This window comes from Saccharopolyspora sp. NPDC045839 (genome assembly GCF_056431645.1).
In genome coordinates this window covers 89,133-108,843 of the sequence record NZ_JBWKKH010000023.1, presented here as the reverse complement: position 1 = coordinate 108,843, position 19,711 = coordinate 89,133, and the positions used below count along the sequence as shown (strand labels likewise).

Annotated in this window: 15 protein-coding genes; 5 read left to right on the top strand and 10 right to left on the bottom strand. The window is 69.9% G+C overall.

Features of this window, described 5'->3' with window-relative positions; translation table 11 throughout:
• Window positions 1-79: 79 nt before the first annotated feature.
• From AC07EQ_RS28170 to AC07EQ_RS28160, 3 genes are all read left to right on the top strand, one after another.
• Window positions 80-1,618, top strand: coding sequence for an AbgT family transporter (locus tag AC07EQ_RS28170; protein ID WP_478390884.1), 1,539 nt, complete (start codon window positions 80-82; stop codon window positions 1,616-1,618).
• 30 nt (window positions 1,619-1,648) lie between these two features.
• Window positions 1,649-2,857: an amidohydrolase gene (locus AC07EQ_RS28165; protein WP_478390914.1), complete on the top strand. Its 1,209-nt coding sequence runs from the start codon at window positions 1,649-1,651 to the stop codon at window positions 2,855-2,857.
• A gap of 103 nt (window positions 2,858-2,960) precedes the next feature.
• On the top strand, window positions 2,961-4,241 hold the full coding sequence (locus AC07EQ_RS28160; RefSeq protein WP_478390883.1) for a metal-dependent hydrolase family protein: 1,281 nt from the start codon (window positions 2,961-2,963) through the stop codon (window positions 4,239-4,241).
• A gap of 52 nt (window positions 4,242-4,293) precedes the next feature.
• On the opposite strand, the gene AC07EQ_RS28155 is transcribed toward AC07EQ_RS28160, so the two are convergent.
• Together AC07EQ_RS28155 and AC07EQ_RS28150 are read right to left on the bottom strand one after the other, a co-directional pair.
• The gene (locus AC07EQ_RS28155; protein ID WP_478390882.1) at window positions 4,294-4,881 is read right to left on the bottom strand and encodes a hypothetical protein; all 588 of its coding nucleotides are present in this window, start codon (window positions 4,879-4,881) and stop codon (window positions 4,294-4,296) included.
• 203 nt (window positions 4,882-5,084) lie between these two features.
• Window positions 5,085-5,801, bottom strand: a complete 717-nt coding sequence (locus AC07EQ_RS28150; RefSeq protein ID WP_478390881.1) for a YoaK family protein — start codon at window positions 5,799-5,801, stop codon at window positions 5,085-5,087.
• Window positions 5,802-5,928: 127 nt separating this feature from the next.
• On the opposite strand from AC07EQ_RS28150, the gene AC07EQ_RS28145 reads away from it, so the two are divergent.
• On the top strand, window positions 5,929-6,879 hold the full coding sequence (locus AC07EQ_RS28145) for a phosphotransferase (protein WP_478390880.1): 951 nt from the start codon (window positions 5,929-5,931) through the stop codon (window positions 6,877-6,879).
• A 99-nt stretch (window positions 6,880-6,978) separates the two neighbouring features.
• Here the strand turns inward: AC07EQ_RS28145 and AC07EQ_RS28140 are convergent, their stop codons facing one another.
• Both AC07EQ_RS28140 and AC07EQ_RS28135 read right to left on the bottom strand, forming a co-directional pair.
• A complete protein-coding gene (locus AC07EQ_RS28140; protein ID WP_478390879.1) occupies window positions 6,979-8,034 on the bottom strand; it encodes an aldo/keto reductase in 1,056 nt (351 codons plus the stop codon).
• A 66-nt stretch (window positions 8,035-8,100) separates the two neighbouring features.
• A complete protein-coding gene (locus tag AC07EQ_RS28135; protein ID WP_478390878.1) occupies window positions 8,101-9,459 on the bottom strand; it encodes a helix-turn-helix domain-containing protein in 1,359 nt (452 codons plus the stop codon).
• A 690-nt stretch (window positions 9,460-10,149) separates the two neighbouring features.
• Here AC07EQ_RS28135 and AC07EQ_RS28130 point away from each other — a divergent pair.
• Complete coding sequence (locus tag AC07EQ_RS28130) at window positions 10,150-10,815, top strand: LuxR C-terminal-related transcriptional regulator (protein ID WP_478390877.1); 666 nt, start codon at window positions 10,150-10,152, stop codon at window positions 10,813-10,815.
• 17 nt (window positions 10,816-10,832) lie between these two features.
• On the opposite strand, the gene glgB is transcribed toward AC07EQ_RS28130, so the two are convergent.
• The 6 genes from glgB to AC07EQ_RS28100 all read right to left on the bottom strand — a co-directional run bounded on the left by glgB (window position 10,833) and on the right by AC07EQ_RS28100 (window position 19,693).
• On the bottom strand, window positions 10,833-13,007 hold the full coding sequence (gene glgB / locus AC07EQ_RS28125) for a 1,4-alpha-glucan branching protein GlgB (protein WP_478390876.1): 2,175 nt from the start codon (window positions 13,005-13,007) through the stop codon (window positions 10,833-10,835).
• Window positions 13,004-14,386, bottom strand: a complete 1,383-nt coding sequence (locus AC07EQ_RS28120) for a maltokinase N-terminal cap-like domain-containing protein (RefSeq protein WP_478390875.1) — start codon at window positions 14,384-14,386, stop codon at window positions 13,004-13,006. Before AC07EQ_RS28120 ends, glgB begins: the two co-directional genes overlap by 4 nt.
• Window positions 14,383-16,149 carry a maltose alpha-D-glucosyltransferase gene (gene treS / locus AC07EQ_RS28115; protein WP_478390874.1) on the bottom strand — a complete coding sequence of 589 codons (1,767 nt, stop codon included), beginning with the start codon at window positions 16,147-16,149 and terminating at the stop codon, window positions 14,383-14,385. The genes AC07EQ_RS28120 and treS overlap by 4 nt, the downstream gene beginning before the upstream one ends.
• 112 nt (window positions 16,150-16,261) lie before the next feature.
• The gene (locus AC07EQ_RS28110) at window positions 16,262-18,226 is read right to left on the bottom strand and encodes a maltotransferase domain-containing protein (protein ID WP_478390873.1); all 1,965 of its coding nucleotides are present in this window, start codon (window positions 18,224-18,226) and stop codon (window positions 16,262-16,264) included.
• Window positions 18,223-18,909: a TMEM175 family protein gene (locus AC07EQ_RS28105; RefSeq protein ID WP_478390872.1), complete on the bottom strand. Its 687-nt coding sequence runs from the start codon at window positions 18,907-18,909 to the stop codon at window positions 18,223-18,225. The genes AC07EQ_RS28110 and AC07EQ_RS28105 overlap by 4 nt, the downstream gene beginning before the upstream one ends.
• A gap of 82 nt (window positions 18,910-18,991) precedes the next feature.
• Window positions 18,992-19,693 carry an EthD domain-containing protein gene (locus AC07EQ_RS28100; protein WP_478390871.1) on the bottom strand — a complete coding sequence of 234 codons (702 nt, stop codon included), beginning with the start codon at window positions 19,691-19,693 and terminating at the stop codon, window positions 18,992-18,994.
• Window positions 19,694-19,711: the final 18 nt, after the last annotated feature.

Here is a 19,711-nt window from a genome sequence, read left to right as displayed (position 1 = left end):
GTCAGCCGAAAACAGTACCCAGGATGTGCGCACCAAAGACCACCCGGACGTACTAGGGGACTCAGTGGCGAGGACCAAGGTGAGAACGAAGCCAGGAGCCGGCAGCAGGGCTCTGGCTGCGACGTTGAACGTCGTGGAGCGGGTCGGCAACGCGTTGCCGCACCCGTTCATGCTGTTCGTGTACCTGTCGATCTTGATCGCCGCGGTGTCGGCCGTGGCCGGCTGGTTCGGGGCGTCGGTGGTGCACCCGGGGACCGGCAAGCAGGTCATGATCCACAGCATCCTCTCCGGCGAGGGGCTGACGTACGTGGTGACCAGCGCGCTGAAGAACTTCGTGGAGTTCCCGCCGCTGCCGCTGGTCGTGGTGCTCATGCTCGGCATCGGCCTCGCCCAGCAGGTCGGGCTCATCGAGGCCGTCCTGCGCCGGGCGCTCGCCGGGGTGAAGCCCCGCTACGTGACGCTCACGGTGATGCTGGTGGGCATCATCAGCCACCTGGCCTCGGATGCCTCGATGCTCATCGTTCCGCCGCTCGCGGCGATGGTCTTCCTCAAGATGGGCCGGCATCCGCTGGCCGGGCTCGCCGCCGGCTTCGCCGCCACCGGCGCGGCGTTCACGGCGAACTTCGTGATCACCAGCACGGACGTGCTGCTGTCCGGCATCACCACCGCGGCCGCCGGGATCGTCGCGCCCGGAACCACCGTGTCGCCGCTGGCGAACTACTTCTTCATGCCGGCATCGGCGGTCATGCTCGCGATCGTCGGCACGATCGTCACGGAGAAGATCATCGAGCCCAGGCTGGGCACCTACACCCCCGATCCGGACGACGACGCCGAAAGCCCGGCCGCGGAGCCCGCCCTCAACGGCAAGGCCCTGCGCAACGCCGGCATCACCGCCGTGCTGTACGTGCTCGCGGTCGCGATCGTCACCGCCGTGCCCGGTTCCCCGCTCCGCAACCCGGAAACCGGTGGCCTGCTCAAGTCCCCGCTGCTGGAGGGGATCGTGCCGATCCTGCTGATGTTCTTCGTCAGCACCGCCATCGCCTACGGCGTCACCGCCCGCACGATCACCAGCACCTCCGACATCCCCGCGCTGATGAGCAAGTCGATCAAGGAACTCTCCGGCTTCCTCGTGCTGATCTTCGTCGCGGCCCAGGCGATCGCCTGGTTCACCTGGTCCAACCTCGGCCTGCTGCTGGCGGTCCACGGTGCCGCGCTGCTGAAGTCGCTCGGCATCGGCGGCATCCTGGGGCTGGTCGGATTCAGCCTGCTCACCGCCGCGTTGAGCCTGGTCATCGCCAGCGGATCGGCGCTGTGGTCGCTGGAGGCGCCGACGTTCGTGCCGATGTTCATGCTCCAGGGCGTCAACCCGGCCTACGTCCAGGTCGCCTACCGCATCGCGGACTCCTCGACCAACATGATGGTGCCGCTGAGCCCGTACATCGCCATCCTGCTCGGCTTCATCCAGCGCTACGACAAGAAAGCGCGCCTGGGCACGCTGTTCTCGCTCATGCTGCCCTACACCGCCGCGTTCTACGCCTGCTGGCTGCTGTTCTTCGTCGTGTGGACCGCGCTCGGCATCCCGATCGGGCCGGGCGAGACGTTCCACATCGGACGCTGACCACCCACCCCACCCATCTAGGAGGAAGTCCTGTCCACCCACGAATCCGGCACCGCCCTGCTGGACACCGTCACCGGCCTGGTCGAGGCGCTTCGAGCGGAGATCCTCGACGTCAGCCACCGGATCCACGACCGGCCCGAGATCCGCTTCACCGAGCACCACGCCGCGAAGCTGCTCCGCGACTCGCTGAGCGCGCACGGGTTCGACGTCCGGGAGCGGGTCGCCGACCTCGACACCGCGTTCGTCGCCGAGTTCACCAACGCCGGCGACCACGAAGGTCGCCTGCCGACGGTCGCGATCTTCCTGGAGTACGACGCGCTGGAGGGCTTGGGGCACGGTTGCGGGCACAACACGATCGCCGCGGCCGGGCTCGGCGCCGCGATCGCCGCGAAGCGCTGGCTGGCCGACCACCCGGGCACCGCCGCGCGGATCCTCGCGGTCGGCAGCCCCGGCGAGGAAGGTGGCGGCGGCAAGGCCTACCTGATCGAGGCGGGCGTGCTGTCCGAAGTGGACGCCGCCATGATGGTCCACCCGACCGGCGCGAACCGCGTCCACATGCCCTCGTTGGCGCGCGAGGCCGTGGAATTCGTGTTCACCGGTATCCCCGCGCACGCCGCCGACACCCCGCACGAGGGGCGCAACGCCCTGGACGCCGCCACCCTCGCGCTCAACGCCATCGGCCTGCTGCGCCAGCAGATCCGCCCGGAATCCCGCGTCCACGCGATCATCACCGACGGCGGGCAGGCGCCCAACATCATCCCGGAGCGCGCGGCGATCAGGGCCTTCGTCCGCTCCCCCGACACCCGCTACCTCACCGATCGGCTCGTCCCCGCGGTCCACGACTGCGCGCGCGGAGCCGCGCTGGCCACCGGAACGGACGTCGAGATCCGCCGGTCCGCGCCTGCCTACGCCGCCATGCGCAGCAACGCCGTGCTCGCCGAACTCATCACCGGCACGCTCGTCGCGATGGGCCGGGAGCCCGGTGCGGAGCCGGCGAACCGCGCCGGGGGCTCCACCGACATGGGCAACGTCAGCCAGGTGGTGCCGTCGGCGCACCCGCTCCTCGAGCTCATCCCCGGCGTCACCATGCACACCCACGAGGCCGCCGAGGCGGCCGGTGCCGCGGCGGGCGACCAGGTCGCCTTGGACGGAGCGACGCTGCTGGCCACCACCACCATCCAGCTGCTGACCGAGCCTGACCTGCTGCGGCAGGCGAAGGAGGCGTTCGCCCAGGAGTGACCGGACGGTGCAGGCAGCCACGCGGCAGGCGCGTTCGGCGAATCGACGGGGATGCCCCGCGATGCCGGCGCCTGCCGAGGAAATCGAGCGAGAGCGAGGAACCATGAGTCACGGCGGAACGATCCGGTTGATCAACGTGCGGATCATCGACGGCACCGGCGGCTCCCCCGTGGAGGACGGCGAGATCGTTGCGGCGGACGGGCGGTTGACCTACGTCGGCCCCCGGCGCGAGCACGCCGCCGAGGTCACTCCGGTCCACACGGTCGACGGGGGTGGCCGCACCGTGCTGCCCGGCTTCTTCGACACCCACGTGCACGCCACCATCGCGGTCGAGGAGAACTCGCGGAACGTGGTGTCCGACGCCGGGAGCTACGCGACGTTCAAGACCGCCCGGCGACTGCGCCAGACGCTGGACGCGGGCATCACCACGATCCGCGATCTCGGCGGGCTCGACCACGGGATGCAGCGCGCCCTCGACGACGGCCTGATCACCGGCCCCCGGGCCCGGATCGCGGTCCAGGTGATCTCGCCGACCGGCGGCCACGCCGACCTGACCCTGCCCAACGGCAAGGTGATGCCGCTGGTGAACGTTCCGAGCCTCTGCGTGGCCGATACCGACGAGGAAGTGCTCACGACGGTGCGCACCCTGATCCGCTCCGGCGCCGACGTCATCAAGGTCTGCACCACCGGCGGGGTGTCGAGCCCGACGGACCAGCCGGACGACCTCGGGATCACCGAGCACCAGATCGCGCTGATCCGCGCCGAGCTCGAACGCCATTCGCGACCCCGCCAGATCGCCGCGCACGCGCAGGGCACCGCGGGCATCCTGGCGGCGATCCGCGGCGGCGTCGACAGCGTCGAGCACGGCTACGAGATCGACGACGAGGGCGTTGAACTGATGCTCGACAAGGGCACGTTCCTGGTTCCGACGCTCAGCGCGGCCCTGCGGGTGCCGGATCCGGCGCTCGTGCCGCCGTACCTGTACGAGAAGAAGGTGCGGTGGTCGGAGATCGCCCGCGAGAACCTCGCCAGGGCCATCCAGGCCGGGGTCCAGGTCGCGCTCGGCACCGACGCCGGCGTCTGCCCGCACGCGCGCAACCTGCTCGAGCTGGCGCACATGGTGGACCTGGGAATGTCCCCGTCGGACGCCATCGTCGCCGGCACCGCCAACGCGGCCCGGCTGCTGGGGCTCGACGGCGAACTGGGCACCCTGGAGGCCGGCAAGATCGCCGACCTCGTGGCCGTGTCGGTCGACCCGCTGACCGACATCGCCGCCCTCGCCGACCCGGATGCCATCGAACTCGTCGTCAAGGACGGTGTGGTCGTCAAGGACCTCACCACCGCCGCGACGACCGGCATGGCCGCGGCCTCGCGAACCGCTTGACGTTCGCCGAAGCGGCCGGGGGTGGGCAGGTCGCCCACCCCCGGCACCGGTGTCATCGCTGGCCTTCCCGCCAGTCGTCGAATTCCTCCGCGGTGGTCACGCCGTGGTCCAGCACGGCCCGGTACACCTCGTAGCCGGCGACGCCGTCGGCCGGTCTCTTCGCGAGTTCTTCCTTGATGGCCAGCACCAGGGCCCGGTGGTCGTCGTCGAGCCTGGGGGCGAGGGTTCGCAGGTGTTCGAGGTCCGGTTGCCGGTCGGGGCGATCGACGAACCAGATGTCCAGCGTCCAGTCCGCGCCGTCCAGGGCCCGGTAGGACACGCCCAGGTACAGGCCGTCCGGGTAGCGGGGGTCGGTGTTCCACATCCCGGTGTCGTCGCGGAACCTGACCTCCCGGACCCGTTCCAGCACCGCGAGTTCCGCGCCGATGCGCGCGACGGCCAGGTGGACGTCCCGGTCCAGTTCCCGGCAGACCACGGTGACGTCGAGATCCCGCCGCACCATGACCCGCAGCGCCGAGCTGCCGACCTGCACCGGCTCACCGACCGCGCCGAGAACGGCCATCAGGTCGAGCTCGGCGGCCACCCGGCGAGCCTCGCCGTTGATGAGTTCCTGCTGCGCCAAAACGCGTTCCGTCGTCACGCCCCGGATTCTGCCGTGCGTCGTACGGCAGGCGGCTTGGCGGCCGAGCCGATCTCGAACAACGTCACGACGTTCGGGTGGTTCAACTTCGCGAGGATCTTCGCTCCGCGCCGGAGGCGCTCGATCCGCTTCGGTCCGTTCTCGCGGCAGCCTGTGCCCCGACCGGACGATCCGATCGACTGGCCACTGTGGACACCAGCGGATCACTTCTCCGGGCGACCGGATCGCCGGACCGCGCGGTGGTGGAGCGACGCGATGCCGATGACGACCGCCAGGGCCGCCAGCGGTAGCAGCGGCAACGCTCGCGGCACCGCGAGCAGCAGGACTCCGCCCGCCGCGGCACCGGCCACCACCGCCAGCAGGATTACCGCTCCCCGCACGTCGAACACCCTTGCCCGGCCGCCGGTCGCGAGCCCTTCGACCACGCCGGTCAGCGTGCCGGTCAGGTACGTGGTGGACACCTTCGCCCTGCTCCCCAATCCGCGCATCGCCGCGCTCTGCAGGCCCATCCCGACCGATGCCGGCACCAGCAGTCCGAGCTGCCAGGCCCCGCTCGGCCGCGCATCGGTCACGACCCAGCCGGCGGCGAATCCGGCGAGCACGACCGCTTCGACCAGCAGGACCGCCGTGACCCGCACCGGCCAGAGCCGACCGTGCCGTCTCGGCGCCCCGGTGATGCGGCTGCCCGCCGCCACACCCGCGATGTAGCCCGCGAAAGCGACGAGAGCGTGCACTGCCAGCGGAGCGGAAGCCCGTGCGATCGCAAGGCCGAGCAGCACCAGGTTGCCGGTCATCACGCTGCTGAACACATCGCCGAGCCGGGTGAAGCTCGCGACGTCCACGGCGCCGCTGCCGAAGGCCAGCAGCGCCGCCATGGCCCCCAACGGCGGATCGCCGACCTCACCTCGAGCAGCGCTCACAGCTACCTCCACGACGCACCGCCCTCGCCCGGAAAGCGAACAGTGCCCTTGTGTACCGCGGCAGACCGGTTTCCGCCTGGGGAGCCGCCGTCACCTGGCGTCCGCGCGAAATGGAACAATCGGGCCCATGACCGATTTCGCGTCGCCGCAACACCTCGCCCGCCGCACCGCCGCCGCAGTCGACGCGGCCGTCGGGGCAGGGCGCGACCTCGGGCTCACCGTGACCGATGCCCGGGTGCTCCACGACCTGTTCTCCGTCGTCGTCCACCTCGCACCCGCACCGGTCGTGGCCCGGATTCCCACCGTGCTGCCGCACAACACCGGGCTCGACTCCCTGGCGCGCCGCCAGCAGGCGGAACTGGACGTGACGCAGTGGCTCGCAGACCGGGGAACGCCCGTGATCCCGCCCAGTCCCCTCGTGCCCCGGGAACCCGTTCAGCGCGACGGGTTCTCGATGACGTTCTGGCAGTTCGCCGAGGAGGCCCGGGACGGGGAACCCGACTACGTGGCGAACTCCGAGCTCGCCGCCGACCTGCACGCCGCGCTGCGCGCATACCCGGGCCGGCTGTCGTTCCTGTCCTCGGCCGAACCGCAGTTCGTCGCGGAAAGCCTTGCCCTGCTGGAAAAGAGCCCCGACCTCATCGGTCCGGCCGAGCTCGATCGTGCACGCCGGGAGTGGCAGGTCCTGGGACCGCTCGTCAGCTCGCGCGCGGCGTTCGAAGGGGCGTTCCCCGGGGTCGACCTGCAGCCCATCCACGGCGACTCCCCGCCCGCGAACATCTTCGCCGGGGTGGACGGGCACCTCTTCGCCGACTTCGAACTGGTCACGCTGGGCCCCGTCGAGTGGGACCTGGCCGCGCTCGGCCCCGACCTCGAAGCCGCCTACAACCGCGGCGCGCAGCGCAACGGCCTGCGGCCGTTGAACGACGACGTCCTGAAGTTCGTGAACGCCGTGGGGATGCTGCGGGTCGTCGCCACCCTCACGCTCGTGCCGCAACTGCCCCAGCTGGCGGAATACCTGCAGCCTGCCGTCGCCCAATGGCAGGCGATGCCGTTCGCCGGCGGCATGACCGGCTGACGCCGACGAGCCGGCCCGGATCTCCTTCGCCTCCCGACCGCGGAGGCGAAGGAGGCGAGGCCGCCCCGCGCCGGGAGATCCTTCGGCGAGGGGCAGCGGTCACTCGACGTCGTGCGGGGTGCGCCGGACCGTGCGCCGCCGGTCGTCGATCTCCTGCCACCGGTCGCCGTAGATGACGGGCGTGATCGCGTCCGAGCGGACGAAGTCGTGCGGGAAGCCCAGCTCGACCCTGCTGACCTCGTCGAGCCGGTCGAGGTGAGCCGCCTCCAGTTCCAGCTCCAGGCTGCCCAGGTTGTCCCGCAACTGCTCCTGCCTGGTGGCGCCGACGATCGGGACGATGATGCCCGGCCGCGAGCGCAGCCAGGCGAACGCCACCTGGGCCGGGGTGCGGCCGATCTCCTCGGCGATGCGCACCGCCTCCCGGACGATGCCGTCGGCCCGGTCGTGGTCGCCGCCCCAGTCGTAGGTGTTCAACCGGCCGTGCTCACCGCGCAGGTACTTCCCGGTCAGCCGCCCCTCGGCCAGCGGGCCCCAGACCAGCACGCCGAGATCGAAAACCCGTGACATGGGCAGCAATTCGCGCTCCGGCGAGCGGTCCAGCAGGTTGTAGCGCAGCTGCACACCGATGAACGGCGACCAGCCGCGCAGCTCGGCGAGCGTGTTGGCCTGGGCCACCTCCCACGCCGGCCAGTCCGAGACCCCCACGTAGAGGATCTTGCCCAGGCGGACCTGATCGTCGAGCGCGCGCATGATCTCGTCGACCGGCGTGAAGGTGTCCCGGGCGTGCACCCAGTACACGTCGATGTGATCGGTGCGCAGCCGCCGCAGGCTCGCCTCCAGCGAGGCCACCAGGTTCTTGCGGTGGCTGCCCACCGCGTTGACGTCACCGCGCCGCGTCGGCGCGTTGTACTTGGTGGAGATCACGAACTCGTCGCGTCGTCCCTCCAGGAGTTCTCCGAGGATCTGCTCGGCGGTTCCGTTCGTGTAGGCGTTCGCGGTGTCGATGAAGTTGCCGCCGGCCCCGGCGTAGGCGTCGAGGATCTGGCCGCAGGTCTCCTTCGGCGCGCCCCAACCCCAGTCGCTGCCGAACGTCATGGTTCCCAGGCACATTTCCGATACCCGCAGGCCGGTCTTGCCGAGGAGGGTGTACCGCATGAATTTCCCTTCGGTGTTGCCGCCCGGTCGCGGGCGTCGGCTCGTCCTCTGGAAATCGATTTCTGGCTATCCGGCGTCGAGCATCTCGCAGTGCCCCAGGACGTAGCTGCGCATGAAGTCGTCCACGCGGTACTTCAGCGCGCTGCAGGCGGCCACGCCGTTGGTGTGCACCAGCCCGGCGTCCACCAGGTCCGCGAGCAGCGCCCGGCTTTCGTAGGCGGGGCGGCCGAGCAGGGCGGGGATCTCGGTGTAGGTGATGGCGTTCGGCGACACCCGGCTGAGCGCCTGGAGGCTCGATCGCTGATCCGGCGTCAAGTTGTTGTAGCCCTTGCGCACGCTGTCGCGCACGCTGAGGTCCCCGATCACGAGGTGGCCCAATCGCTTGCGCGGGTCGGCCAGCAGCGCAGCGAGATCGCGCGGCTGCACGTAGGGCCGCGCGGCGAGCAACGAGCCCGCGATGCGCAGGGCGAGCGGGTTTCCCGCGCAGCAGGCGACGAGCTCGCGCACGCCTTCGGAATCGGCGGCCATCCGGTCGGTTCCGAACAGTCCGGCCAGGTAGTCCCGGGATTCGCGATTGGTGAAGCCGGGGACCCGCACCGACCACCGGCAGTCGATCGCGTGCAACTTGCGGTGGCTGATCAGCACGACGACGCTGCGCCCGACCCCCGGCAGCAACGGGCGCACCTGGGCCTCGTCCACGACTCCGTCCAGCAGCAGGAAAACCTGCCGGGACGCGAGCAGGGCGCGGAGCAGGGCGCACTGCTCCTCCAAGCCGGCGGGAACGGAACGCGCGCCCAGGGAACGCAGGATGCGGCTGGGGATCTCGTTGGCGCATACCCCCGAGCCATCTTTGAACTGCAGATCGACGTAGATGTGACCGTCGGAGAACTGGTCTTTGAGCCGGTGTGCGACGTGCACGCCGAGCGCCGTCTTGCCGGCGCCCGGCGCTCCGGTGATGTTGACGATCCGAGGCCGGTCGGCGGCCATGCTCGCGTCTGGTGCCAGCGTTGCGCATAATCGCCGCAGCGCCTGGATCCTTCCGACGAAGCAGGGCACGTCGGCGGGCAACTCGGAGAAGACGTCATGACGGCGCTGAGCCCCGCCTGCGGTGTCCGGTGCGGCGCCGACCCGCGCAGCGGATCCGGGCCGGCCCAGGAATGGCACGTGCGCCGTACGGTGGAATTCCTCGGCCTGTTCGCGCTCCAACCCCAGTGTTCGCGCCAATAGCCGCACCGACGATCGCTGCGGTCGCGACGTCTTGTCGCGCTCCAGATCGCTGATCGTGCGCACGCTCAGCCCGGACTGCTCGGCGAGCCGTTCCTGCGTGAGCCCGGCCGCAATGCGGAGTCCGCGCAGCAGGGCACCGAAAGAATTCCTCCCGCCGCCCCCGAATCGCCCGTCTTCCCAGATCAGTCCGTCAACCATGCCGTCCCCAAGAACAATTATTCCCCGTTCCGCGGACCCCACCCCGGAACAGAAATAGCCACCAGTTCGAACGTCCCCCCTGAATTCCGGATACAGACAGCACATCTCCCCCAGTCGCTCGCATTCGAGCCCGATGCGGCATTCGCGCAATGCCTCCGACCGCCGACCCACACGGTCACGGCAAGTCAAACATGATCAATGTGACGTTGCCACTTTAGAGCAGACAATCACCCATTCAGCCCACTACAGTCGCAATCAGTAGCTAATACTCATAAGTAACCGCACTTTTGGAGCAATGAGACTCCAGGTAAACTTGCAAGCCTGTTTCGCACTGTAACGATTTACCTGGATTTCAGACAAAGCAGTCATAGCGTTCTGCGCTAAATGGCCGACAGCGGCATTCGCACATTCGGCCCTGACCGAAGAGGACGTTTGTCCACGCAAATGTGATGCTCGCTACAGCAACCGCCGGAGGGGGACGCAGATCTGCTGATCCACCCCACCGGCAACGCGCGGGAAACGGGACCTCAAGGCGGTGAACTCCGCTCCTGGAGCAATTCACCCAACCCCGTACACGCAAAAATGCGCGGAGTTTACCGAATATTTGTTCCTGGTCGCGAAACGCGTTCCCCGGTTCGCTCGAAGCACATCTGGACGGGGATCGGAGACCTCTTGGAAACGCAGGAACGAATGAAGATCGGCATCCTCGTTTGCGCCCACAACGCGTTCTGGCGGACCGGACTGCAGTCCCAGTTGGGCAAGATCGGCGGCATCGACGTGGTGGGCGAAGCCGGCAGCGCCGCGGAGACCGAGGTGCTCGCCGAGCGGCTCGCCCCCGACGTCGTGCTCACCAACATCGACCTGGCGGACGACGTCGAGGGCGGCAGGTGGTCCTGGCTGCCGAAGATCCGCCGCGACCGCGCGCGGCCGACGATCTTGCTGCTGGCCGACCGCACCGACCGCAGGCTGATCGGCGGGCTGCGCGCCGGGATCGCCGGGGTGATCACCGACGACTGCACCGCGGAGGAACTCCGCCGCGCCGTGCTCGCGGTGCACGAAGGGTATCGCTACCTGCAACCGTGCCTCGTGGACCCGGTGCTGGCCTTCCTCCGCGACGCACCGGCCGACGCCGACAACGACGTCGTGCGGCAACTGACGGCCCGCGAACGCGACATCCTCGACCTGGTCTCGGACGGCCTGTCCAACCGGGAAATCGGTGCCCGGCTGTTCCTGTCCGAGACGACGGTGAAGCACCACGTCTCGCACCTGCTGCGCAAGCTGGGCAACCGGGACCGGCTCCAGCTGGCCGTGTTCGCGCACCGCAACGGCCTGGTCGCGCGGCAGCCGGCGTCGTGACCGCGGCGCTGTCGCCGTCAGCGCTCTGGTACCAGCCACACCACCCCACACGGGGGTAGTCGCAGGACCGCCGACGCGGGCCAGGAGTGCCACGGCTGGTCGTCGGCGGTGATCCTCGCCGGGTTGCCGACCCCCGAACCGCCGTACTCGCGGGCATCGGTGTTGAGCACCTCCCTCCAGCGCTCGATAGCGGGCAGGCCGATGCGGTACCGGTCGTGGGCGACGCCGGCGAAGTTGGCCACGCACGCCACCACGGATCCATCCGCGCCGTGCCGCAGGAACGCGACCACGTTCCGGTCGGCGTCGTCGCCGACGATCCAGGAGAAGCCCTCCTTGCGGAAGTCCCACGTGTACAGCGCGGGCAGCTTCCCGTAGGTGTGGTTGAGGTCGGCGACCAGGCGGTCCAGCCCGCGGTGCAGGTCCGCGTCGGCGTGCTCGGTGAGCAGGCCCCAGTCCAGCGAGCGGTTGTCCGCCCACTCCCCGGCCTGGCCGAACTCACCGCCCATGAACAGCAGCTGCTTGCCCGGATGCGCCCACGTGAAACCGAGCAGGGCACGCAGGTTCGCGGCCTTCAGCCACGCGTTGCCGGGCATCTTGCCCCACAACGAGCCCTTGCCGTGCACCACCTCGTCGTGCGAGAGGGCGAGCACGAAGTTCTCGGTCCAGGCGTAGCTCAGCGCGAACGTCAGCTCGTCCTGGAGATCCCGGCGTTCCACGGGATCGTGCGACAGCACCGACAGGGTGTCGTGCATCCATCCCATGTTCCACTTCAGGTCGAACCCGAGCCCGCGGTCGGCGGGTGCGGTCACCCCGGGCCAGGCGGTCGACTCCTCGGCGATCATCACCACGCCCGGGTGGTGCTCGTGGACTGTGGCGTTGAGTTCCCGGAGGAACTGCACCGCTTCGAGGTTCTCCCGCCCGCCGAACCGATTGGGCGACCACTGCCCGGGCCCGCGGGAGTAGTCCAGGTAGAGCATCGAGGCGACGGCGTCCACGCGCAGGCCGTCCACGTGGAACTCCTCGATCCAGTACAGCGCGTTGGCCATCAGGAAGTTGCGCACCTCGGGGCGGCCGAAGTCGAAGACCAGCGTGCCCCAGTCCGGATGTTCCCCGCGCTGCGGATCGGGGTGCTCGTACTGCGGTTGCCCGGTGAAGCGGGCCAACGCCCAGGCGTCGCGCGGGAAGTGCGCCGGAACCCAGTCCAGGACGACGCCGATGCCGCGCTGGTGCAGCCGGTCCACGAAGTACCGGAAGTCGTCCGGGGAGCCGAACCGGGCGGTCGGGCTGTAGTAGGAGGTGACCTGGTAGCCCCACGATCCGCCGTAGGGGTGCTCGGCCACCGGCAGCAGTTCGACGTGGGTGTAGCCGCGGTCCGCCAGGTAGTCACCGAGCCGATCGGCCAGTTCCCGGTAGGTGAGCCCCTTCCGCCACGAGCCGAGGTGCACCTCGTAGATGCTCATCGGGGACGACAGCACCGCGGCTCGCCGGCGCCGCCGCAGCCAGTCCGCGTCCTGCCACTCGTGGCCGGGCTCGTGCAGGACCGACGCGGTGCCGGGCGGCGGTTCGGCGGCGAATGCCATCGGATCGGCCTTGTCCCGCCACCGCCCGTCCACCCCGAGCACCTGGAACTTGTACCGGCACCCCGGTTCGGCGCCGGGGACGAACAGCTCCCACACCCCGGAAGTGCCCAGCGCGCGCATCGGGTGTCCGGTGCCGTCCCAGCCGTTGAAGTCCCCCACCACCCGCACGCCGCCGGCATCCGGCGCCCACACCGCGAACGCCGCGCCCCGCACCGTCCGGTCCGGCAGTTCGAGGCTCCTGCGGTGCGCGCCGAGGACCTCCCAGAGCCGCTCGTGGCGTCCCTCGCCGATCAGGTGCAGATCCAGCTCGCCCAGGGTGGGCAGCCAGCGGTAGGGGTCTTCGAGCTCCACGACGCCCTCCGCGCGGCGGACCTCGAGCCGGTGGTCGGACACCGGCAGCGGCGCCTGCCCGACGAACAGCGACGGCATCACTTCGAGCAGCTCGTAGCGGGTGCTCCCGCACCGCACCGCGACCGCCTGCGCACCTGGTTGCACGGTGCGGAAGACGGTCCCGGCGCCGGCGCGGTGCGCTCCCAGCAGCGTGTGCGGGTCGGGGTGCGAACCGTCGAGCAGCCGCGCGTATTCCCGCACGGCAGGCGGCCGGCCGGTCACGGCCGCTCCTCGACGACGGGCAGCCGCTCCACGAAGGACATCGGTATCGACAGCCAGTCCGGCCGGTTGGCGTGTTCGTAGGCGACCTCGTACACCGCCTTGTCCACCTCGAAGGCCCGCAGCAGAGCCCGGTCCTCGTCGACCACGCGGCTGACCTGCCGGTAGCCGTCGAGGAACGCGGTTCTGTTGCGCTGCGACCATTCCTCCGCCCGGCGTGGCGAGTCCGTGCAGTGCTCTCCCCCCGTGAACAGCTGGAAGGCCGCGTAGTCGAAGGACCGCAGCATTCCCGCGACGTCCTGCAACGGCGACCGGGGCTCGCGGCGGACCTCCAGGGGAACCGCGGGTTCTCCTTCGAAGTCCACCAGCACCCACCCGGTCGGCGTGCGCAGCACCTGGCCGAGGTGCAGGTCACCGTGGATGCGCTGGACCGTCAAGGCGGCGCTGCCCGCACGCGCCGCCCGGTACGCGGACAGGATCGACGCGCGGTGCGCGGCCAACTGCGGAACCTGCCCCGCCACCACGTCGAACCGGGCGGCCATCACGTCCAGCCACTCCTGCCGCTGGGCATCCCGGACCTGCGTGGCGCCCAGCGCATCGCGCAGGTCCGCGTGCACCTCCGCCACGGCCCGCCCGAGGCGGCGCGCCTCGGCGGCGAAGTCACCGCCGCGTTCGGCGGGCACCGGACCGGGCGCGGTCATGAGATCGCGCACGCTGGCCGTCGCCATCGACCAACCGTCCGCATTGGACGGGAGCAGCTCCTGCACCATGCCGAGCACCACCGGGCGGCCGCGCAGCCGCCCTTCGACCGAGCCGAGCGGGCGGGCGATGTGCCTGGATCCCGCGCTGCGCAGGGCCCGGTGCAGTTCCAGTTCCGGGTTCGTGCCGGGGAAGACGCGGCGGAACAGCTTGAGGATGTACCTGTTCCCGTACACCAGCGAGGTGTTGCTCTGCTCCGCGCCCAGCAGCCGGGACGGAACGCCGGTGTCCAGCCGAACGCCGTCCTCCGGGCGGAAGCGCAGTTCGCCGACGGTGGCGTCGGAGGCGATCAGCTGCAGCAGCAGCCGTCCGAACGCCGGGTCGCGGACCGCGGCGTAGGCGGTGCGGGACCCGATCTCACCGATGCGCGCCGGGCGGAGCACCGCCGGCAACGAGCGCCGCAACCCGACCAGCAGTTGGTAGTCCTCGGCGCGGTCCGGCTGGTGCACCCGGACGATGAGGTGCAGGAACGCGGGATCGTCGTCGCTGAGCGCCGTGACGTGCACGATCTCGACCGACTGCACCGGGCGGTCCTTGCCCGCGAACCAGCGCTGCCCGGGCAGCCACCGGGCCAGCGGTTCCGCGAGTTCGCCCACATGGGACAACACGTCCGTGGAAGTCATCGATGCTTACCACCCTCCGCGATCGAGGTGATCTGGAACCAGTAGAAGCCGTTCCCGGGAACCGTCAGCAGGTACGGGTCCGGGCCGATGGCGGGAAAGCGCACGCCGCCGGTCAACTCGATGGGCACCGAACCCTCGTGCGCCGACAGGTCCAGCTCGACCGGCTGCGGGAACCGGGAAAGGTTGTTGACGCACACCACGACGTCGCTCTCCCCACCGGCTTCGTAGCGGCGTTCGTAGGCCAGCACGGTCGGGTTGGACGCGCCGAACTCGGTGAACAGCCCGAGCCCGAAGGCCGGGTGCTGCCTGCGGATGCGCAGCATCGTCCGCGTCCAGTTCAACAGCGACGACGGGTCGTTGAGGTGCTGCTCCACGTTCGTCGCCTGGTAGCCGTAGATCGGGTCGGCGATCACCGGCAGGTTCAGCCGTCCGGGGTCGGAGCGCGAGAAGCCGGCGTTGCGGTCGGGGTTCCACTGCATCGGGGTGCGCACCGCGTCGCGATCGCCGAGCCAGATGTTGTCGCCCATCCCGATCTCGTCGCCGTAGTACAGCACCGGTGAACCGGGCATCGACAGCAGCAGCGCGGTGAACAGCTCCAGCTGGTTGCGGTCGTTGCCGAGCAGCGGGGCGAGTCGCCGCCGGATGCCGATGTTGGCCTTCATCCGGGGATCCGCGGCGTACTCGGAGTACATGTAGTCGCGTTCCTCGTCGGTGACCATCTCCAGGGTCAACTCGTCGTGGTTCCGCAGGAACACGCCCCACTGCCCGCTGGCCGGGATCTGCGGCGTCTGCTGGAGGATCTCGGAGATCGGGAACCGGTTCTGCCTGCGAACGGCCATGAAGATCCGCGGCATCAGCGGGAAGTGGAACGCCATGTGGCACTCGTCGCCGCCGACCGCCGGATCGCCGAAGTACTCCAGCACGTCGGCGGGCCACTGGTTGGCCTCCGCGAGCAGGACCCGTCCCGGGTACTCCTCGTCCACGACCTGCCTGCACCGCTTGAGGAACTCGTGCGTCCGCGGCAGGTTCTCGCAGTCGGTGCCCTCCTCTTCGAAGAGGTACGGCACCGCGTCCAGCCGGAAGCCGTCGATGCCCAGGTCCAGCCAGAACCGCAGCACGTCCAGCATGGCGTCCTGGACCGCCGGGTTCTCGTAGTTCAGGTCCGGCTGGTGGGAGAAGAAGCGGTGCCAGTAGAACTGGCCGCGCACCGGGTCGTAGGTCCAGTTCGACGTCTCGGTGTCCACGAAGATGATCCGCGCGTCCGGATATCCCTCGTCGTCATCGGCCCACACGTAGAAGTCGCCGAAGCGGCCGCCGGGGTCGCGGCGGGACTCCTGGAACCACGGGTGCACGTCGGAGGTGTGGTTGAGCACCAGGTCGGTGATGATCCTGATGCCGCGCCGGTGCGCCTCGTCCAGCAGGTGCACGAAGTCGTCGATGGTGCCGAATTCCGGTAGCACGGCGCGGAAGTCGCCGATGTCGTAGCCGCCGTCGCGCAGCGGCGACGCGTAGAACGGCGGCAGCCACAAGCAGTCGACGCCCAACCAGCTCAAGTAGTCCAGCCGCTCGGCGAGGCCCCGGAGGTCGCCGACCCCATCGTCGTTGGAGTCGAAGAACGACCGCACGAGCACCTCGTAGAAGACCGCGGTCTTGTACCACTCCGGGTCGTCGGGCAACGCCCCGGTGGGCGCCGCCTCGGAGCCGCTGCGCGGCAGTTCGGGTGCCCGGCCGAGCAGCCGGCCGGGCGGGGGTTCCAGCAGCATTGCTTGTCCACCTCGTGTTCGACGGCCTGCCGAGGGCGCGCGGCACCCATCGCGGTCCCCGGTGCGGGAACCGCGCGGCGGCAGGGGGAGAGATCAGCGCTGAGCGGACGGCTCAGCGGACGGTGACGATGTGCGCGATGTCGCGCTCGGGTACGAATTCGACGTAGTTGGAACTGCCCCATTCCCAGGTCCGCCCGGTCACGAGGTCTTCGACGGCGAACCGCGCATCCCGGTCCAGGCCCAGCGCCGGCATGTCCAGCAGCAGCGTGCCCGCCTGGCGGTCGTGGGGGTCGAGGGTGATCACGCAGATCACCAGGTCTCCGCCGGCCGGGTCGGTCTTGGAGAACGCGATGATGTTGTCGTTGTCGGTGCGGTGGAAGTGCAGCGTCCGCAGCTGCTGCAACGCCGGGTGCCGGCGGCGGATGGCGTTCAACCGCTGCAGCCACAGTTCGAGGGATCGCCCCGAAGCCCGGGCCGCGGCGAAGTCCCGCGGCCGGAGCTGGTACTTCTCCGAATCGAGGTACTCCTCCCCGCCGGGCGCGACCGGATGGTCCTCGAACAGCTCGAACCCGGCGTACACGCCCCAGGACGGCCCCAGCATGGCCGCCAGCGCGGCGCGGATCGCGAAGGCGGCGGGCACGCTGTGCTGGAGGTACTCCGGCAGGATGTCGGGGGTGTTGACGAACAGGTTGGGACGCGCCTCGTGCAGGTGATCCAGCAGTTCGTGGCCGAACTCCTCCAGTTCCTGCTTGGTGTTGCGCCACGTGAAGTACGTGTAGGACTGGGTGAATCCCAGCCTCGCCAGGCCGTACAGCCGCGCGCGGCGGGTGAACGCCTCGGCCAGGAACAGCACGTCCGGGTGCTCCGACTTGACGTCGGCGATCAGCCGGTGCCAGAAGTTCGGCGGCTTGGTGTGCGGGTTGTCCACGCGGAAGATCCGCACGCCGTGGTCGATCCAGTACCGGACGACGTCGAGCGCCTCCGCGTACAGCCCGTCGGGGTCGTTGTCGAAGTTCAGCGGGAAGATGTCCTCGTACTTCTTCGGCGGGTTCTCGGCGAAGGCGATCGAGCCGTCGGGCAGCCGGGTGAACCAGTCCGGGTGCTCGGTGACCCACGGGTGGTCCGGCGAAGCCTGGAAGGCCAGGTCCAGCGCGACCTCCAGGCCGAGCTCGCCGGCGCGGCGGACGAAGGCGTCGAAGTCGTCCTCGGTGCCCAGCGCCGGGTGGATCGCGTCGTGGCCGCCCTCGCTCCCCCCGATGGCCCACGGCGACCCGACGTCGCCCGGGTCAGCCCGCGTGGAGTTGTTGCGCCCCTTGCGGTTCGTCTCGCCGATGGGGTGGATCGGCGGCAGGTAGACCACGTCGAAGTCCATCCCCGCGATGCGTTCCAGCTCGGCCTGCGCGGTCGGGAACGTGCCGTGCGCGGCGACGCCGTCGCCGTCCACGGGCCCGGTGGAGCGCGGGAAGAACTCGTACCAGGAGCCGAACAGCGCCCGGTGCCGGTCCACCCAGATCTGATGGGTGCTGCCCCTGGTCAGCAGCTCGCGCACCGGCTTGGCGCACATCGCCTCGTGCACGGCCGGCGACAGCGCCGGCTCGACCCGGTGCGCCAGTCCCGCGTCCGGGAACCGCAAGGTCGCGGCGGCGGTGCGCAGCAGTTCCCGCGTCCCGGCGTCCCAGCCGGGGCGGCGAGCCACCCGCTCCAGCAGCCGGGCACCTATCTCCAGATCGTTGGCGAGCTCGGATTCGTCCTGCCCGGCGGCCAGCTTGGCCTCCACGGCGTGCCGCCACGTGGCCCACGGGTCCGACCACGCGTCGATGCGGAACCGCCAAAGCCCTTGGGCGTCGGGCACGATCGTCGCGGCCCACAGGTCGGCGTCCGCATCGATCCGGGTCATCCGCGTCTGCCGGCCGACGCCGTCCGGGCCGCGCCACACCACCGTCGCGGCGAGCGCGTCGTGGCCCTCTCGCCACACCGTGGCGCGGACCGAGACGTGTTCGCCGACCACCGCCTTCGCCGGGTGCTGCCCGAGCGACACGACCGGGCTCACGTCCTCGACGACCAATCGACCGTTCAACGTGGACTCCTCGTGTCTTGGGCGCGCAGGTGAACGGGCTTCTTCCCGCCCGCCGCGACCTCGACCAGGTAGAGGAGCAGCAGGAACGCGTAGAGCAGCAGACTCACCGTGGAGCTGGCGAAACCGGCCAGCGCGGCGACGAAGTACAGGATCGGTCCGACCCGGAAACGGCGGCCCATCCGCCGGGCCTCCTCCGGTGTGATGCCCGGCCCGAGCAACCGGTGACGGTGCGCCGCGTAGGCCCAGATGGCGTTGAACATGACCCCGCCGAACGCCAGCACGCCGCCGTAGAGCACCGTCGCCGTCCGGTCGCCGTGGTCGGCGGTGATGGCCTGGGCGAGCACCGCGGTGGCGAAGGGCAGGAACACCACGTCCAGCAGCAGGAAGAGGTTGAACAGCAGGAGCAACCGGTCGACGCGGTTGATGAAGCGGAACATGGTGTGGTGGTTCAGCCACACCTGGCCGATCAGCAGGAAGCTGATCACGTAGGACAGGTAGGACGGCCACAGCGCCGCCAGGTCGCCGGCGAGGTGCTCGGACGGCTCGGGCGGATTCAGCTCGAGGATCAGCAGCGTGATGGAGATGGCGAACACCGCGTCGCTGAACAGCTCCAGCCGATTGGTGGACAACTCGACCGAATCCGGCGGCTTGGCACCGGATTCGGGGAGGTTGGGCTTTCGCACGATGTCACTTCCTCGGTGTCGGGACCGGGCCGGCGGGAACGCGCTTCCGCCGGCCCGGTTCATTGCCGGCTCATCCCGGGGATCAGCGGGTGCCCGGCGGGATGATCCAGTTCTCCTGGACGACCATGGAGTGGATGTAGCGCTGCTCGACGAAGGTCCGCAGGTCCTGCCGGACCACGCCGAACTGCGGCGACGCCAACGCCTCCGCCAGCGCCTCCTGGTCGTCGAACCACAGCTGGTGCACGCAGTCCAGCGGCGCCTCGGCCACCGCGTACGCCGCATCCCGCGTGTGGTTCTGCACGTAGCGCCGCAAGCCCGGGATGCCGAGCAGCTTCGGCGCGTGGGTGTCGAGGCTGTAGCGGCGGAAGTACTCCAGGTCCATGCCGCTGCGGCGCTTGACCAGCACCATCAGCTTCACCCGGTCGGTCGGGCCCGCCACGTACTCCTGCCCGGGCCGCAGCACGTGCGCATCGGTGTCGAGGGCCAGGGTCTGCCAGAACGCCGCCCACCGCGGCTCGTCCTCGCGCGCGCCGTTGACGTACTCCGGCGACTGCACCGCGGCCAACTGGTCGGCCTCGCCCTCCACCCACATCTCGGCCACGCCGCTGAACAGCGGGCCACCGGGATCGTCCACGGCGGAATCCACCCGCCGGTCCACTATGTACTGCTTGATCTGCGGGATCTTGCTCGCGTACTCGACCGCGTGCACGTCGATCCAGTAGTCCTGGAAGTCCTGCTCGCTCATACCGGGTTTCGGGCGAGCGAAGATGAGCTGTTGAATCAACCCAACACTCCTCGTCGG

Coding starts and splice junctions, on each gene's coding strand:
- AC07EQ_RS28160 (WP_478390883.1), top strand. CDS start 2,961: ATGAGTCACGGCGGAACGATCCGGTTGATCAACGTGCGGATCATCGAC.
- AC07EQ_RS28145 (WP_478390880.1), top strand. CDS start 5,929: ATGACCGATTTCGCGTCGCCGCAACACCTCGCCCGCCGCACCGCCGCC.
- AC07EQ_RS28140 (WP_478390879.1), bottom strand. CDS start 8,034: ATGCGGTACACCCTCCTCGGCAAGACCGGCCTGCGGGTATCGGAAATG.
- AC07EQ_RS28135 (WP_478390878.1), bottom strand. CDS start 9,459: ATGGTTGACGGACTGATCTGGGAAGACGGGCGATTCGGGGGCGGCGGG.
- AC07EQ_RS28130 (WP_478390877.1), top strand. CDS start 10,150: ATGAAGATCGGCATCCTCGTTTGCGCCCACAACGCGTTCTGGCGGACC.
- AC07EQ_RS28120 (WP_478390875.1), bottom strand. CDS start 14,386: ATGACTTCCACGGACGTGTTGTCCCATGTGGGCGAACTCGCGGAACCG.
- treS (WP_478390874.1), bottom strand. CDS start 16,149: ATGCTGCTGGAACCCCCGCCCGGCCGGCTGCTCGGCCGGGCACCCGAA.